This is a genomic window from Streptomyces sp. NPDC034099, from assembly GCF_055575415.1.
The window spans coordinates 209613-226401 of the sequence record NZ_JBVISR010000012.1 but is presented as its reverse complement, the minus strand read 5'-3'; the positions used below and the strand labels follow the sequence as shown (position 1 = coordinate 226401).

Annotated in this window: 13 protein-coding genes; 11 read left to right on the top strand and 2 right to left on the bottom strand. The window is 73.4% G+C overall.

Translation table 11 applies throughout. From position 1 onward, the window contains the following. Positions 1-3: 3 nt before the first annotated feature. Positions 4-684, bottom strand: a complete 681-nt coding sequence (locus tag ACZ56V_RS30730; RefSeq protein WP_468946802.1) for an NAD(P)H oxidoreductase — start codon at positions 682-684, stop codon at positions 4-6. Between the two features lie 113 nt (positions 685-797). On the opposite strand from ACZ56V_RS30730, the gene ACZ56V_RS30725 reads away from it, so the two are divergent. The 10 genes from ACZ56V_RS30725 to ACZ56V_RS30680 all read left to right on the top strand — a co-directional run bounded on the left by ACZ56V_RS30725 (position 798) and on the right by ACZ56V_RS30680 (position 14397). After that, positions 798-1727 carry an AraC family transcriptional regulator gene (locus ACZ56V_RS30725; protein WP_468946799.1) on the top strand — a complete coding sequence of 310 codons (930 nt, stop codon included), beginning with the start codon at positions 798-800 and terminating at the stop codon, positions 1725-1727. Between the two features lie 141 nt (positions 1728-1868). After that, positions 1869-3278: a phytoene desaturase family protein gene (locus ACZ56V_RS30720; protein WP_468946796.1), complete on the top strand. Its 1410-nt coding sequence runs from the start codon at positions 1869-1871 to the stop codon at positions 3276-3278. Then, positions 3275-3784, top strand: coding sequence for an O-acetyl-ADP-ribose deacetylase (locus ACZ56V_RS30715; RefSeq protein ID WP_398915843.1), 510 nt, complete (start codon positions 3275-3277; stop codon positions 3782-3784). The genes ACZ56V_RS30720 and ACZ56V_RS30715 overlap by 4 nt, the downstream gene beginning before the upstream one ends. A gap of 409 nt (positions 3785-4193) precedes the next feature. Further along, positions 4194-5822 (top strand): ABC transporter substrate-binding protein, encoded by a 1629-nt coding sequence (locus ACZ56V_RS30710; protein ID WP_468946792.1) that lies wholly within the window; start codon positions 4194-4196, stop codon positions 5820-5822. Between the two features lie 32 nt (positions 5823-5854). Then, positions 5855-6823, top strand: coding sequence for an ABC transporter permease (locus ACZ56V_RS30705; protein WP_467382913.1), 969 nt, complete (start codon positions 5855-5857; stop codon positions 6821-6823). 5 nt (positions 6824-6828) lie between these two features. Continuing rightward, positions 6829-7716 (top strand): ABC transporter permease, encoded by an 888-nt coding sequence (locus tag ACZ56V_RS30700; RefSeq protein ID WP_467382718.1) that lies wholly within the window; start codon positions 6829-6831, stop codon positions 7714-7716. Then, positions 7713-8717: an ABC transporter ATP-binding protein gene (locus ACZ56V_RS30695; protein ID WP_468946790.1), complete on the top strand. Its 1005-nt coding sequence runs from the start codon at positions 7713-7715 to the stop codon at positions 8715-8717. Before ACZ56V_RS30700 ends, ACZ56V_RS30695 begins: the two co-directional genes overlap by 4 nt. Next, complete coding sequence (locus ACZ56V_RS30690; protein ID WP_398915850.1) at positions 8710-9414, top strand: ABC transporter ATP-binding protein; 705 nt, start codon at positions 8710-8712, stop codon at positions 9412-9414. Before ACZ56V_RS30695 ends, ACZ56V_RS30690 begins: the two co-directional genes overlap by 8 nt. A 139-nt stretch (positions 9415-9553) precedes the next feature. Next, entirely contained in the window at positions 9554-13477 is a 3924-nt protein-coding gene (locus ACZ56V_RS30685; protein ID WP_468946786.1) for a glycoside hydrolase family 2 TIM barrel-domain containing protein, read from the top strand. A gap of 41 nt (positions 13478-13518) precedes the next feature. Then, on the top strand, positions 13519-14397 hold the full coding sequence (locus tag ACZ56V_RS30680; protein WP_468946785.1) for a DUF72 domain-containing protein: 879 nt from the start codon (positions 13519-13521) through the stop codon (positions 14395-14397). Here ACZ56V_RS30680 and ACZ56V_RS30675 read toward each other — a convergent pair. Next, on the bottom strand, positions 14378-14740 hold the full coding sequence (locus ACZ56V_RS30675) for an ArsR/SmtB family transcription factor (RefSeq protein ID WP_468946783.1): 363 nt from the start codon (positions 14738-14740) through the stop codon (positions 14378-14380). The two genes, ACZ56V_RS30680 and ACZ56V_RS30675, sit on opposite strands and share 20 nt — an antisense overlap. Before the next feature lie 69 nt (positions 14741-14809). Here ACZ56V_RS30675 and ACZ56V_RS30670 point away from each other — a divergent pair, with 69 nt between their 5' ends. Continuing rightward, positions 14810-16708 carry a heavy metal translocating P-type ATPase gene (locus tag ACZ56V_RS30670; RefSeq protein ID WP_468946780.1) on the top strand — a complete coding sequence of 633 codons (1899 nt, stop codon included), beginning with the start codon at positions 14810-14812 and terminating at the stop codon, positions 16706-16708. Positions 16709-16789 lie beyond the last annotated feature (81 nt).

The window sequence follows — 16789 nt, the reverse complement described above, 5'->3', positions numbered from 1 at the left end:
CCGTCAGGCCGTCACCCCCTCCTCGGCGAGGAACTTCTCCACGAACTCCCGCGCACGCCGGTCGAAGTCGGCGTACTGCGCCTCCCGCTCGGCGCCCGCGACCGCGTCGCCGACCAGCAGATTGCCCGCGGCGTCGACGCGCTGGGGGCGGTCCTCCGCGTCGGTGAGCAGGCCGACGGTCGAGTGGGAGAGGCCGCAGTAGTAGGCGATGCCCTCGTTGAGGTTGGCCTCCAGGAGGGAGTGCATCCCCTCGGTGATCGGGTCGTCGGCGGTGGCACCGGCCAGGCCCAGCCACAGCATGCGCTTGCCGGCGAGGCGCGGCCTGCTGCGGCCGTAGGCGAAGCCGTAGTTCCACACGCGGTCGATCCACCCCTTGAGGATCGCGGGCACGCTCTGCCAGTACACCGGGAAGACGGCGACGATCACGTCGGCGTCGAGGACGCGCCGCATATGGGCCCGCGCCTCCTGCGAGTACGCCTTCTCCCGGTCGCCCCAGTCGGGCTGGTCCGCCGTGTTCATCCGCGGGTCGAAGCCCTCGGCGTGCAGGTCGAGCAGGTCGACGCGGTATCCGGCGGCCTCCAGGCGGTCGGTGCTGCGGCGGGCGGTGTGGGCGGTGAGGGAGTCGGCGCGGTGGTGCGCGACGACCACGAGGGCGGTCCTGGTCTTGCTGCTGGGCTGCGTCACGGGGTCTCCCGGCTGGTCTCGGTCCGTTGCGACGCGTCCAGTACAGCCGTGGCCGAGTAGATGATCCATGGGAGAAAGTCTGGGAAACATGTGTGATCGTCTACGCTGGTGAGGTGGATCCCTTGACGTCACTGCTGAGCGGCATCCGGGCCGAGGGCTCGGTCGTCAGCCACGCCGTACTGACCGCGCCCTGGTCCGTCCGCTTCACCGACGGGGCGCCGCTCACCATGGTCAGCGTGCTGCGCGGCGGCGGCACCCTGCTGCTGCCCGACGGCACCCGACGGACGGTCGGCGCGGGCGACACGGCCATCGTGCGCGGCCCGGCGCCGTTCCTCCTCGCGGACCGGCCCACCACGCTCGACGGCCCGCACACCGAGTACGAGATCGCGTGCTTCACGGATGCCGAGTGCACCGCCGAGAAACTCGGCGGCATCCGCTGGGGCACCGAACCGCACGGGGCGACCGCGCTGGTCGTGGGCGCCTACCGCGCCTCGGGCCACCGCCACGAGCGGCTCCTGCGCGCCCTGCCGCACCTCCTGGTCGTCAGCGAGGACGCCGAGGTCTGCGCCTGGCTGGAGACGGCCGCCGCCGACACCGCCCGGCTCTCCGCCGGTTCCCAGGCGCTCATGGACCGGCTCCTCGACTGGGCCCTGGTGTGCACACTGCGCACCTGGTTCGACCAGGCGGGCGCCGACGCGCCCAGCTGGTACCGGGGCCTGGCCGACCCGGTGCTCGCCCCCGCGCTGCGGGCCTTCCACAGCCGCCCCGACCAGTCCTGGACGGTGGCGTCGCTCGCCGCTCAAGCGGGCGTCTCGCGGGCGCTGTTCGCCAAGCGCTTCACCGGGCTGATGGGCTGCCCGCCGCTCGCCTACCTCACCGAATGCCGGATGGCCGACGCCGAGGCGCTGCTGACCGACACGGACCTCAGCATCGCCCAGGTCGCCAGATCCGTCGGCTATGCCGACGCCTTCGGTTTCAGTGCCGCCTTCAAACGCCACAAGGGCCTCAGCCCCAGCACGTTCCGCGCCGCGGCGGCCGCCTGAGCCCTCGGCGCCCGTTCGCCGAGCGCCGGCAGGGCGCCGGGCGCGAGGTCCCGCCCACCCGCGACCGCGCGCTGTCGGACCCCGGGCATATCCTGATCCCCAGTGGCCATCGGCAGACGAAGGGGTCCGAAGGTGCCGTCGATGCTCGATGCGGTCGTAGTGGGTGCGGGGCCGAACGGGCTGACCGCAGCCGTGGAGCTGGCCCGCCGCGGCTTCTCGGTCGCCGTGTTCGAGGCGCAGGGCACCGTGGGCGGCGGAGCGCGCACGGAGGAGCTGACCCTGCCCGGCTTCCGGCACGACCCGTGCTCGGCCGCGCACCCGCTCGGCATCAATTCCCCGGCCTTCCGGAATCTCCCCCTGGAGCGGTACGGCCTCGAGTGGCTGCACCCCGGCCTGCCCATGGCGCACCCCTTCCTCGACGGCTCGGCCGCCGTGCTGTCCCGCTCGGTCGGCGAGACGGCCGCGTCCTTCGGGCCGCGTGACGCCGGTGCGTACCGCAGGCTGGTCGAACACTTCCTGCCCAGGTGGGACACCCTGGCCCGGGACTTCATGTCCCTGCCGCTCACCGCGCTGCCCCGCGACCCGGTCACCCTCGCCCGCTTCGGACTGGTCGGCCTGCCCCCGTCGACGTGGCTGATGCGCCGCTTCCGCGACGACCGCGTCAAGACCCTCTTCGCCGGGCTCGTCGCACACGTCATGGCCCCGCTCGGCGGCTTCGCGACCGGCGCCATAGGCCTGGTCTTCGCGCTGGCCGCACACGCCCGCGGCTGGCCCGTGGCCCGCGGCGGCTCCCAGTCCATCTCCGACGCCCTGGCCGCCTACCTGAAGGACCTCGGCGGCACGGTGCACACCGACTACGAGGTCAAGCGCCTGGACGACCTGCCGCCCGCGCGGGCGTACGTCTTCGACACCTCGCCCACGGCCCTGGCCCGCATCGCCGGACTCGGCAACCACTACGCGAACTACCGGTACGGCCCGGGCGTCTTCAAGATCGACTACGCGCTGGACGGCCCCGTCCCCTGGACGGCCGAGGCGCCCCGCAGCGCGGGCACCGTGCAGATCGGCGCCGACAGCGCGGAGATCGGCGCCGCCCTGGACGCCGCCTCCGGCACCGACCGCGCCCCCGAGCGGCCGTTCCTCATCACCGTGCAGCCCAGCGTCGTCGACCCCGGCCGCGCCCCGGCGGGCAAGCACGTCTTCTGGGCGTACGGTCACGTCCCCAACGGCTGGACCGGCGACCTCACCGACGCCATAGAACGCCAACTGGAGCGCTTCGCCCCCGGTTTCCGCGACTGCGTCCTGGCCCGCGCCACCGCCGGCCCGCCCGAACTCGCCGTCCGCAACGCCAACTACGTCGGCGGCGACATCGCGTCAGGCGCGGTCTCCGGACTGCAGCTCCTCCTGCGTCCCAAGCTCTCCCTGTTCCCGTACTCGACCCCGCACCCGGCGGTCTTCATCTGCTCGTCGGCCACCCCGCCGGGCCCCGGCGTCCACGGCATGTCGGGCCACAACGCGGCGAAGGCGGTCTGGCGGAGGCTGAGGCAGACATGACCGACATCACCCTCGTCCAGGGCGACATCACCCGCGAGAGCGCCGACGCGATCGTCAATGCCGCCAACTCCTCCCTCCTCGGCGGAGGCGGCGTCGACGGCGCCATCCACCGGCGCGGCGGCCCCGCGATCCTGGCGGAGTGCCGCAGGCTGCGCGCCGGGCACCTCGGCAAGGGCCTGCCCACCGGCCGTGCGGTCGCCACCACCGCGGGCGACCTGGACGCGCGCTGGGTGATCCACACGGTCGGCCCGGTGCACAGCGCCACCGAGGACCGCTCGGCCCTCCTCGCCTCCTGCTACCGCGAATCCCTCCGCGTCGCCGACGAGTTGGGCGCCCGCACCGTCGCCTTCCCGGCCATCTCCACCGGCGTCTACCGCTGGCCGCTCGACGACGCGGCCCGCATCGCCGTGGAGACGGTACGGACCAGCGGGACGTCGGTCACGGAGGTCCGCTTCGTCCTCTTCGACGACCGTGCGTACGAGGCGTTCGCGGCGCGGGTGGGCTGACCGCGGCCGGGGTGCCCGTTACGACCCGGGCGCCGACGGCTCACCGGCGACGCCGGGAGAACCCGGTGCCCCGGAAGCGGTCCCTTCCCGGGCGGTCCCGATGGCCGGCGCGGTGACGGCGATCGCCGCTCCGCCGCCGACGGGCCACAGGGAGCCGACGACCATGCTTCCGCGCTGATCGGCCACGGTCGCCCCGCCCACGTCCTGCCCGTTGAGCAGCGTCCGGCAGTCGACCGAAGGCTGTCCTGTACCTCGTCCACCGGTCCGTTGTTCCCGTCGCCGGGTTCTCCGGCAACGGCTTGGCGCGCTGAACCTTCGCCCCCCTACCCGGCACTCGCTCCACCTGGCTTGACGCTTTATTGCAAGTGATGTGCAATAGCCACGTATCGACAACAAGCGTGGGGGAGACATGACAGCCCGTCGGACCCGTTGGACCCGTCGGACCGATCGGAAGCTTCCGATACGGAGTGCCGCCGCCGCGGTGGCGTTCGCCGCCGGTGCAACCGCCTGCTCCGCGCCCTCGGACGGAGGGAAGGACGGCGACGCCGGAGCGGCCGAGTCCGTCGTGATCGGGGTCGCCTCGGAGCCGGACACCCTCAGCCCGCTGCTCGGCTACGGCAAGGACGGAAACTCCAAGATCTTCGACGGGCTGCTCGCCCGGGACACCGACCTGAAGCTGAAGCCCGCGCTCGCCACCGCACTGCCGGAGGTCACCGACGGCGGCCGGACCTACACGTACACCCTGCGCGACGGCGTGAAGTTCAGCGACGGCGAACCGCTGACGGCCGAGGACGTGGTCTACACGTACCGCACGGTCCTCGACGAGAAGACCAACAACACCGCCCGCAGCGAACTCGACGCCGTCGAGGCCGTCCGCGCCGGCGGGGACGACACCGTCGTCTTCACGCTCAAGTACCCCTACGCGGCCTTCGCCGCCCGCACCGTCCTGCCCATCGTCCCCGAGCACATCGCGGGGGAACAGGACCCCAACACCGGTGACTTCAACCGCGAGCCGGTCGGCACCGGACCGTACGTGCTCACCGGCTGGAGCAAGGGCGAGAAACTCGGCTTCAAGGCCAACCCGCACTACTGGGGCGAGAAGCCCGCGGTGAAGTCGTTCACCATGGCCGTCATCGCCGACGACAACGTACGCGCCACCCGGCTGCGCTCCGGCGACCTCGACGGCGCCGTCCTGCCGCCCAACCTCGCCGCCACCTTCGCGAAGGACGACGGCAGGCGGACCTACCGGGCCAGGTCCTACGACTTCCGGGCCGTCACCCTGCCCACCTCCGGCAAGGTCACCGGTGACCGCGCGATCCGCAGGGCCCTGGACGCCGCCGTGGACCGGCAGGCCATGGTCGACCAGATCCTCGACGGCGCGGGCCGGCCGGCGTACGGACCGCTGCCCGCCGACGACCCCTGGTACGAGCGCGGCATCGAGCGCCCCCACGACCTCGCCGCGGCCAAGCGCATCCTGGACGAGGCCGGCTGGAAGCCCGGCTCCGGCGGCATCCGCGCCAAGGACGGACAGCGCGCCTCCTTCACCCTGTACTACCCCTCCGGCGACAAGGTCCGCCAGGACCACGCGCTCGCCTACGCCTCCGACGCCAAGAAGGCCGGCGTCGAGGTGAGGGTCGAGGGCGCCACCTGGGAGGTCATCGAGCCGCGGATGAAGTCCGACGCGGTCCTCGCGGGCTTCGGCAGCGTCGGCGACCCCGACTTCGGCCTCTACACCCTGCTGCACTCCTCACTCGCCGGCGACGGCTTCAACAACATGGCCCACTACGACAACCCGGCCGTGGACGAGGCGCTCGACACCGGGCGCCGCAGCCAGGACCCGGAGGTGCGCGCCGCCGCCTACGAGAAGGTCCAGCAGGCCCTCGTGACGGACCCCGGCTACACCTTCCTCACCCACATCGACCACCTCTACGTCCTCGCCGACCGCTGGGACGGGCTGACCACCCAACTGGAGCCGCACGAGCACGGCTTCGCCAGCGGGCCCTGGTGGAACATCCAGGACTGGCGGCCGAAGAAGTGATCCGACCGGCCCGACGGCTGCCGTGGGGCGCGATGGCACGGCTGGCGGGGCGGCGCGCGCTGTTCGCCGTCCCCGTCGTCCTCGTCGTCACCTTCGGCGTGTTCGCGATCGCCGCCGCCTCGCCCTTCGACCCGGTCAAGGCGTACGCCGGCACCGCCGCGCTCGGCGCCGACCAGGAGACCCTGGACCGGCTGCGCGAGAACCTCGGTGTGGACGAGTCCTTCGTCGTCCGCTGGTGGCACTGGCTGACCTCCGCGCTCACCGGCGACCTCGGCCACTCCAGCGTGCTGCGGCAGCCGGTGACACAGGTGATCGGGGAACGGCTCGCCTGGTCCGCGCTGTTGTGCGCCGTCGCCTTCACCGTCGCCGTGACCCTCGGCACGCTCCTCGGCGTGCTGGCCGCCCGCCGGCCCGGCTCGATGCTGGACCGGGCGGTCACCTCCCTCGCGTACACCCTGGAGGCCGCGCCGGTCTTCTGGATCGCGCTGCTCGCCGTGTGGCTGTTCGCCCTCCAGTGGGACGTGCTGCCCGCCGGCGGTCTGACCGACACCGCCAGCGAACAGGTCACCCCGGGGCAGGTCGCAGGCCACCTCGTGCTGCCCGCCGGTGTGCTCGCCGCCTCCCAACTGCCCTGGTTCACCCTCTACGTGCGCCAGGGCGTCGCCGACGCCCTCGCGGAGGACCCGGTGCGCGGGGCGCGGGCCCGCGGGCTGGGGGAGGGCACCGTCCTGCTCGGACACGCCCTGCGCTCGGGGCTGCTGCCCGTGCTCACCCTGATCGGCTCCCGCGTTCCCGAACTCATCACCGGTGCCCTGCTGGTGGAGAGCGTCTTCAGCTGGCCCGGCATCGCCGCCGCCACCGTCGAGGCCGCCACCGCCGTCGACTTCCCGCTGCTCGCCGCCCTGACCACCCTCGCCACCGCCGCCGTACTCGCCGGGAACCTGCTGGCCGACCTGCTCTACGGACTCTTCGACCCGAGGGTGAAACTCAGTGAGATGTGAGGGCCATGACTGACGTCGCCGCCGAGAAGACCGGCACCGTATGGCGCTCCCGGGGTGGCGAGGGCCGCTCCACCCGTACCTTGCGCCTGCGCACCTGTGCCGTGCTGCTGACCGCGACCGTGCTCGCCGTGCTGCTCGTGCCGCCGCTGGTGCAGCTCGACCAGCAGGCCGTCGACCTGGCCGCCAAGCTGGAGGCTCCCGGCCGGGCCCACCCGTTCGGCACCGACGACGTCGGCCGCGACCTGCTGCTGCGCTGCGTGTACGGCCTGCGTGTCTCGCTGCTCGTCGGGGTGGCGGCCGCGCTCACCGCGACGGTCGTCGGCACCGCCGTGGGCGCCGCCGCCGGGGCGCTCGGCGGCTGGGTCGACCGGGGCGTCATGCGGGTCGTCGACGCCTTCTCCTCCGTGCCCCACCTGCTGCTGGGCATCTTCGTCGTCGCGATGTTCCGGCCCGGCGTCTGGCCGGTGGTCGCCTCCGTCGCGCTCACCCACTGGCTGTCCACCGCGCGTATCGTCCGCGCCGAGGTGCTGTCCCTGCGCGCCCGTCCGCACATCGACGCGGCCGTCTCCGGCGGCGCGTCCCGGTGGCGGGTGACGGTGCGGCACCTGCTGCCGGGCGTGCTGCCGCAGGCCGCGCTGGCCGCCGTACTGATGGTGCCGCACGCCATGTGGCACGAGTCGGCGCTGTCGTTCCTCGGCCTCGGGCTGCCCACCCACACCGCGAGCCTCGGCAACCTGGTCCAGGAAGCCCGGGGTTCGCTGCTCGCCGGGCAGTGGTGGCCGACGCTCTTCCCCGGCCTGTTCATCATCGTGCCCACCCTCGCCGTCGCCGGACTCGCGGGCGCCTGGCGGGAGCGGATCAACCCCCGTCGCCGATCGGAGCTGATGCTGTGACCGAGCGAGCCCCCGTACTGTCGGTACGCGGTCTGTCGGTGCGCTTCCTGATGCCGGGCGGGCGCCGGGTCGCCGCCGTCACCGACGCCCACTTCGACGTGGCGGCCGGGGAGTGCCTGGCCCTGATCGGCGAGAGCGGCTGCGGCAAGTCCGTCCTCGCCTCCGCGCTGCTCGGACTGCTGCCCGGCAACGCGCAGACCGCGGGCCGCGCGCTCCTCGGCGACCTGGACCTGCTCGCCGCCGACGAGCGGACCCTCGCCCGCACGGTCCGGGGCCGGCTGATCGGCCTCGTCCCGCAGAGCCCGGCCGCCCACCTCACCCCGGTCCGCACCGTCCGGGCGCACCTGGAGGAGACGGTCGCACAACTCACCGGGACCCGCGGCGGCCGCAGGGCCCTGCGCGCGGCCGCGGAGGCCGCCGCCGAGCGCGCCGCGTTCCCGCCGGACCACCTCGACCACCACCCGCACGAACTCTCCGGCGGCCTCGCCCAGCGCGCCGCCACCGCCCTCGCCCTGGTCGGCGACGCGCCCCTGCTGCTCGCCGACGAGCCGACCACCGGGCTCGACCGGGACCTGGTGGACCGCACGGTCGACGAACTGCGGCGACATGTCGACCATGCCGAGGGCGGGGGCGCCCGGCCCGACGACGACCGTGCCCTGCTGATGATCACCCACGACCTGGCCGCCGCCGAGCGCATCGCCGACCGCGTCGCCGTGATGTACGCCGGCCGCATCGTCGAACTCGCCGACGCCGCCGCGTTCTTCGGCACCCCCGGCCCACGTCACCCCTACAGCCGCGGCCTGCTCGACGCGCTGCCCGACCGTGCCTTCGCCCCCATCCCCGGCCTGCCGCCCGAACTCGGCGCCCTGCCCGACGGCTGCGCCTTCGCCGCCCGCTGCGACCGGACGACCGACGCCTGCGCCGCCCTGCCCCCGCTGCGCGGCCACGTGGCCTGCCACCACCCGTACGCCGTACTCACGGAGGCCGCCGACCGTGCTTGAACTGCGCACCGTCACCGCCGGGTACGGCGGGAACACGCCCGTGTTCCGGGACGTCTCCCTGTCCGTCGCGCCGGGTGAGGCGGTCGGGCTGCTCGGCCCCAGCGGCTGCGGCAAGTCCACCCTCGCCCGCGTCGCGGCCCTGCTGCACCGGCCCGACGCCGGGACCCTCCTCCTGGACGGGACCCCCGTACGGCACTGGCGGCACCGCGCCCCGCGGGGACAGCGCACCGCCTTCGGCGTCGTCTTCCAGCAGGCCCGCCTCTCCGCGGACCCCCGGCTCGCACTGGCCGACCTGATCGCCGAACCGCTGCGCGCCACCGGCCGACGGGACGGGGCCGCCGACCGGGTCGCCGAACTGGCCGCCACCGTGGGGCTGACCGCCGACCTGCTGACCAGGCGCCCGCACGAGGTCAGCGACGGCCAGTTGCAGCGCGCCTGCCTCGCCCGGGCCCTGGTGCTGCGCCCGCGCTGGCTGGTGTGCGACGAGATGACGGCGATGCTCGACGCCTCGACCACGGCCGCCCTGGTCCGGGTCGTGGAGGACTACCGGGCCGCGACCGGAGCGGGACTGCTGGCCGTCGGCCACGACCGCGTCCTGCTGGACCGCTGGTGCGAGCGCACCGTCGAATGGGCGACCCTGACGACCCCGACCCGGACACCTCCACCAGGAACGAACAAAGTCCGACGGGGTAATTGATTCGGTTGTGTTCGGGTTCTAGGGTGACCCGTGACTCAGTAGTCGCCGTGTCACCGGCAGTTGTGACCCACCCCCACGGCAACTGCTCTCACAGCACCGTGCGTTGAGCCGCCCCCGAAGCCCATGGAAGGCCACGGTCATGCCGCACTCGCCCGTGTCACCCGCCCAGCCCCCGGCCGGTCCGGCCGGCCGTCCCCGCCCGGTCGTCAGCCGCCGCCGTCTCCTGGAGGGCGGTGCCGCCGTCCTCGGCGCCCTCGCCCTCTCCGCGTCGCCCGTCGCGGCGCGGGCGGCCGGAAGCCGGGCGGCCGCCGACGGGCCCCCGGAGTGGAACGACTTCGGTGTCTTCCGGCTCGGCACCCAGCCACCGCACACCACGCTCACGCCCTACGCGGACGTCGGGCAGGCGCTCGCCGGCGACCGTGCCCGCTCGCCCTACCGGCTGAGCCTGGACGGCAACTGGAAGTTCGCCTACGCAGACCGCCCCGAGGACCGGGACGCCGACTTCCACCGCACCGACGTGGACGACGCGGACTGGGAGACCGTCCCGGTCCCCTCCGTGTGGCAGCTGCACGGCCACGACTTCCCCATCTACCTGAACATCACCTACCCGTACTGGGGCCCCAACGGCCTCGGCGAGGAACCGCAGCCGCCCGCCGCGCCGACCCGCTACAACCCGGTCGGCCAGTACCGGCGCACCTTCACCGTCCCCCGCGACTGGAAGGGGCGGCGCACCTTCCTCCACTTCGAGGGCGTCAAGTCCGCGCACTACGTGTGGATCAACGGCGAACTGGTCGGTTACGACGAGGACTCCTACACGCCGTCCGAGTACGACGTCACCGACCACCTCAAGCCGGGCACCAACCAGATCGCCGTCGAGGTCTACCGCTACTCCGACGGCGACTGGATGGAGGACCAGGACATGATCCGGGTGAGCGGCATCTTCCGCTCGGTCCACCTCTACTCCACCCCCGCCGTGCACCTGCGCGACTTCAAGCTGGACACCCCGCTCGACGACACCTATACCGACGCCGAACTGGCCGTCACCGCGAGCGTCCGGGCGTACGGCGAGGGCGGCACCGGCCGCTACACCGTCGAGACCCAGCTGTACGACGCGCGCGGCCACGCCGTCTGGTCCCGGCCGCTGGAGCAGCCCGTCGACGTCGGCACGGCCCGCGCCGGTGAGGACGTCACCGTACGGGCCGCGAAGGCGGTGCCCGGGCCCCGGCTCTGGTCGGCCGAGCACCCGAATCTCTACACGGCCGTACTGCGCCTGCGGGACCCCGCGGGCAAGGTGACCGAGACCGTGTCCCACCGGGTCGGCTTCCGCGAGTTCGCGCTCAAGGACGGGCTGATGCGGATCAACGGCCAGCCGGTGTCCTTCCGCGGCACCAACCGCCACGAGATGCACCCCTCCCGCGGCACCGCGCTCACCCGCGAGGACATGGTCGAGGACATCAGGATCATCAAGCGGATGAACATCAACAGCGTCCGCACCTCCCACTACCCGAACAACCCGTACTGGCTGGAACTGGCCGACGAGTACGGCCTCTACCTCGTCGACGAGACCAACCTGGAGACCCACGGCATCCGCGACGAGTACCCCGGCGACCACCCCGACTGGACCGCCGCCTGCGTGGCCCGCGCCCAGAACATGGTGCACCGCGACAAGAACCACGCCTCGGTCGTCATCTGGTCGCTGGGCAACGAGGCGGGCGGCGGCTCCACCTTCACCGCCATGCACGACTGGATCCGCTCCTACGACGACACCCGCGTCATCCAGTACGAGGGCGACGACCGCCCCGGCGTCAGCGACATCCGCTCGGAGATGTACGACAGCCCGCAGCGCGTCGAGCAGCGCGCCAAGGACACCTCCGACACCCGGCCGTACGTCATGATCGAGTACGCCCACTCGATGGGGAACTCCACCGGCAACTTCAAGAAGTACTGGGACATCGTCCGCCGGTACGACGTGCTCCAGGGCGGCTGGATCTGGGACTTCGTGGACCAGTCCCTCTACACGCCCGTCCCCGCCCGCACCCTGCTCACCGAGACCGGACCCGCCGGGCTGCGCGGCGAGATCCTCGCCACCCGCGGCACCCTCGACCGCGACAAGGGCCTGTCCGGCATCACCGTCTTCGAGCGCGACGACAGCCTCGACCTCACGGGATCACTGACCCTGGAGGCCTGGGTCACCCCGCACGTGACGGGCTACCACCAGCCGATCCTCGCCAAGGGCGACACCCAGTACGCGCTCAAGCAGAACGGCCGGACCCTGGAGTTCTTCATCCACTCCGCGGGCCAGTGGATCACCGCGAACTGGACCGTGCCGGACGACTGGACCGGCCGCGAACACCACCTCGCGGGCGTCTTCGACGCGGACGCCGGGACCCTGACCCTCTACGTCGACGGCGTCGAACGGGCCACCCGCACCACCGACCGGCGCCCCAGCAGCAACACCGCGCCCCTCGCGCTCGCCACCGACGCCGACAACCAGGTACGGGAGTTCAGCGGCACCGTCCGCCGCGCCCGCGTCTACGCCCGCGCCCTCGGCGCCGCCGAACTGGCCTCCGAGAGCCGCGGTCCCGGCGACGACGGCGTGCGGTTCTGGTTCGACGCCGCCACCGTGAAGACCGAGCAGAAGCGGCCCCGGGACAAGACGTTCCTCGCCTACGGCGGCGACTGGGGCGACAACCCCAACGACGGCGCCTTCGTCGCGGACGGCATCGTCACCGCCGACCGCGGCCACACCGGCAAGGCCGCCGAGGTCAAGCGCGTCTACCAGGCCATCAACGCCACCCGCGCCTCCAGCGGCGGCCCCGGCGCCGTCACCCTCACCAACGAGTACCTCTTCACCCACCTCCGCGAGTTCGACGGCCGCTGGGAACTGGTCGCCGACGGCGAGGTCGTACGGCGCGGGAAGCTGACCCGGGAGCAGCTGGACGTGGCCCCGCGGTCGAGCAAGGACATCACCGTCCCCGTACGCCTGCCGGACCGCCCCGCCCCGGGCACCGAGTACTTCCTCCACCTCTCCTTCACCACCAAGGAGTCCACCCCGTGGGCGAAGGCCGGCTTCGAGGTGGCCCGGCAGCAGCTCCCCGTCGAGACCGGTACCCCCGCCGTGACCCCGGCCCGCCTGGAGAGCGTCCCGGCCCTGCGCCACGAGGACCGCGAGCAGGACGTCAGGATCAACGGCAAGGGCTTCTCGGTCACCGTCGACAAGCGCACCGGCACCATCACCTCCTACGAGGCGAAGGGCACCCGGCTGATCACCTCCGGGCCCGTGCCCAACTTCTGGCGCGCGCCCACCGACAACGACAAGGGCAACGGCCAGCACACCCGCAACCAGACCTGGCGCGACGCGGGCGCCCGCCGGAAGGTCACCGGCGTCGCCGTGCGCGCGCTCGGCGACCGGGCCGTCGAGATCAAGGTCACCGGCACATTGCCCACCTCGGTGGAGTCCACGTACAGCGCCACCTACACGGTGTTCGGCAACGGCGAGATCAAGGTCGACAACACCCTGCACCCGGGCGCCGCCAACCTGCCCTACATCCCCGAGGTCGGCACCATGCTGTTCCTGCCGCGCCGCCTGGACCGCGTGCACTGGTACGGCCGCGGACCCGAGGAGAACCACTGGGACCGCAACGACGGCACGGACGTCGGCCGGTACTCCGGGACCGTCGCCGAGCAGTGGACCCCGTACATCCGACCGCAGGAGAACGGCAACAAGACCGACGTCCGCTGGATCGCCCTCACCGACCGCCACGGCACGGGCCTGCTCGCCTCCGGCGAACCCCTCCTGGAGGCCAACGCCTCGTACTTCACGCCGGAGGACCTGTCGGCCGGCGTGCGGCACGACTACCAGCTCACCCCGAGGGACGAGGTCGTCCTGCGCCTGAACCACCGTCAGATGGGGGTCGGCGGCGACAACAGCTGGGGCGCGCACACCCACGACGAGTTCAAGCTCTTCGCCGACCGGGACTACGCGTACACCTACCGGCTGCGCCCGCTCACCGACGTCCGTGACGCGACGCGGGCCTCGCGGCGGCCCACCGCGACCGAGTAGCCGGGGGATGAACACGGGAGCCCGGGGTACTCCGGGCTCCCATGGGTGAGATTCTGGTCGGCGCCTGTTCGTGGACGGACCGGCAGCTCCTGGCGAGCGGCTGGTATCCGCGCGGGCGCCGGGACGCGGAGGGACGGCTGCGGCACTACGCCTCGCGGCTGCCCGTCGTCGAAGTGGACGCCGGGTACTACGCGTTGCCGAGCCGGCGCAACAGCGAGCTGTGGGTGGAGCGCACGCCGGACGGCTTCCGCTTCGACGTCAAGGCGTTCTCGCTGCTGACCGGCCACCCCACGCGCGCGGAGGCCCTCCCCGCCGACCTGCGCGGAGCCGACCCCGGCCCGCTGCGGCGCGGGCGGGCGAGTGAGGGCCTGCTGGACGAGGTGTGGGGGCGCTTCGCCGAGGCGGTCGAGCCGCTGCGCAAGGCAGGGCGGCTCGGCACCGTGCTGTTCCAGTTCCCGCCGTGGTTCGCACCGGGCGACCCGGCCGAGGAGACGCTCGAAGCGTGCGCCCTGCGTACGGAGGGGTGGCCCCTCGCCGTGGAGTTCCGCCATCCGGGGTGGTGGGAGCCGGAGCGTGCGGAGGCCACCCGCGCGTCGCTGTCCGCTCTCGGCGCGTCGGCCGTCGGCACCGACATGGCCCAGCGTCTGCCCGGGTCCCTGCCGCCCATCGCGCCGGTCACCCGGCCTTCCCTCGCCGTCGTACGGTTCCACGGCCGCAGCGCGGCCTGGGGGAGGGGCAGCAAGGAGGACCGCTTCCGGTACGACTACGACGTGACCGAACTCGCCGCCTGGGTGCCCCGGTTGCGGCGCGCCGCCCGGCAGGCGGACGAGCTGCACGTGCTGTTCAACAACTGCTGCGCGGACGCCGCCGTACGCGCGGCCGAGGCCATGCGGCGGTTGCTCACTCCGCGGTGTCGCTGATCCCCAGCCGCAGGTGCTCCACGTGGTACACGGCCTGGTCGAGCAGACCGGCGACGTGGTCGTCGTGCAGCGCGTACACCACCGACCGGCCACGTCGCTCACCCACCACGAGGCCCAGGTTGCGCAGCAGCCGCAGCTGGTGGGAGCAGGCGGACTGCTCCATGCCGACCTCCGTCGCCAACTCGGTCGCGGGCAGCGGGCCTTCGCGCAGCCGGGCGAGGATCAGCAGCCGGGAGGGGGTGGACAGGGCCTGGAGGGTCGTGGCGACCTTCGCGACGTTGTCCGCGTCCAGCCGCACGCGTGCGGCGGCGTCCTGCGCGGTGGTGGCGGCTCCGTGACCCATGCGGTTCATCCTACTCACCACACATGAATGCATGAATGAGTCTTCATTTGTTCCTGTAAGGTGTGCCGCGTGTCCACCACGCTTGCCCCCACCCCGGTCCCCGTGCCCGTCCGCCGGGCGCCCCGCCGCCGCACCCGCGTCCTCGCCCTGCCCGAGGCCCGCTGGGCGCTGGTCTCCCTCGTCGCGTTCCTCGTGGCCCTGCCCCTCGACCTCGGCGGCGCCCCCGCCTGGACGTACGGCCCGCTGTACGCGCTCGCCTACGCCGCCGGCGGCTGGGAGCCCGCGCTCGAAGGACTGCGGGCGCTGCGCGAGAAGACCCTGGACGTCGACCTGCTGATGATCGTGGCGGCGCTCGGCGCGGCCGCCATCGGGCAGGTGCTCGACGGCGGCCTGCTGATCGTCATCTTCGCCACCTCCGGCGCCCTGGAGGCCCTGGCCACCGCCCGCACCGCCGACTCCGTGCGCGGCCTGCTCGACCTGGCGCCCACCACCGCGACCCGCCTCGCCGGGGACCGCGAGGAGACCGTCCCGACCGCCGACCTCGCCGTCGGCGACCTGCTGCTGGTCCGGCCCGGCGAGCGGATCGGCGCCGACGGCACGGTGACCGACGGCGCCGGCGAGGTCGACCAGGCCACCATCACCGGCGAGTCCCTGCCCGTCCTCAAGCGCCCCGGCGACGACGTCTTCGCCGGCACCCTCAACGGCACCGGCGCGCTGCGCGTCCGCGTCGGGCGCGACCCGGCCGACTCGGTCATCGCCCGGATCGTCACCCTGGTCGAGGAGGCGTCCCGCACCAAGGCCCCGACCCAGCTGTTCATCGAGAAGATCGAGCAGCGCTACTCGGTCGGCGTGGTCGTCGCCACCCTCGCGGTCTTCGGCATCCCCCTCGCCCTCGGCGCCGGCCTCACGGACGCCCTGCTGCGCGCCATGACCTTCATGATCGTCGCCTCGCCGTGCGCGGTCGTCCTCGCCACGATGCCGCCGCTGCTCTCGGCCATCGCCAACGCGGGCCGGCACGGCGTCCTGGTCAAGTCGGCGGTCGCCATGGAACGCCTCGGCGAGATCGACACCGCCGCCCTCGACAAGACCGGCACCCTCACCGAGGGCACCCCCGAGGTGACCGCCGTACGCCCGTCGCCCGGTCGCGGTGTGGACGAGGACGCCCTGCTCGCCCTCGCCGCCGCGGCCGAGCACCCCAGCGAGCACCCGCTGGCCCGTGCGATCGTGGCCGCCGCCCGCGCCCGGCACCTGACCATCGCGCCCGCGGAGGACTTCACGGCGGCTCCCGGCCGCGGCGTGACGGCCGTGGTCGACGGCCGCACGGTGCACGTCGGCCGCGCCGACGCACCCGAGGGCGCCGAGACCACCGTCCGCGTCACCCGCGACGGCACCCTCCTGGGCACCCTCGCCCTCACCGACCGCCTCCGCGCCGACGCGGCCCGGGCCACCACCCGGCTCACCGCCCTCACCGGCACCGCCCCCACCCTGCTCACCGGCGACCACGCGGCCGCCGCCGCCCGCGTGGCCGACGCGACCGGCATCACCGACGTCCGCGCCGCACTGCTGCCCGAGGACAAGGTCGAGGCCGTACGCGAACGGGAGCGGGCCGGGCGCAAGGTGCTCTTCGTCGGCGACGGCGTCAACGACGCCCCCGCGCTGGCCGCCGCGCACGCCGGCGTCGCCATGGGCCGGGCCGGCTCCGACCTGGCCCTGGAGACCGCCGACGCGGTCGTCGTGCGCGACGAGCTGACGGCCGTGCCCGCCGTCGTGGACCTCTCCCGACGCGCCCGCCGGCTGGTCGTCCAGAACCTGGCCGTCGCCGGGGTCTTCATCACCGTCCTCGTCCTGTGGGACCTCATCGGCCACCTCCCGCTGCCACTCGGTGTCGCGGGCCACGAGGGCTCGACCGTGCTGGTCGGCCTGAACGGCCTGCGGCTGCTGCGCGAGTCGGCATGGCGCCCGGAGTGATCCGCGGGTCCCCAGCACGGGGCACGTCCATGTCGGATTCCCGCCAGCCCCGGCCCGGCCGGTGCACCATCCTGGACGCAT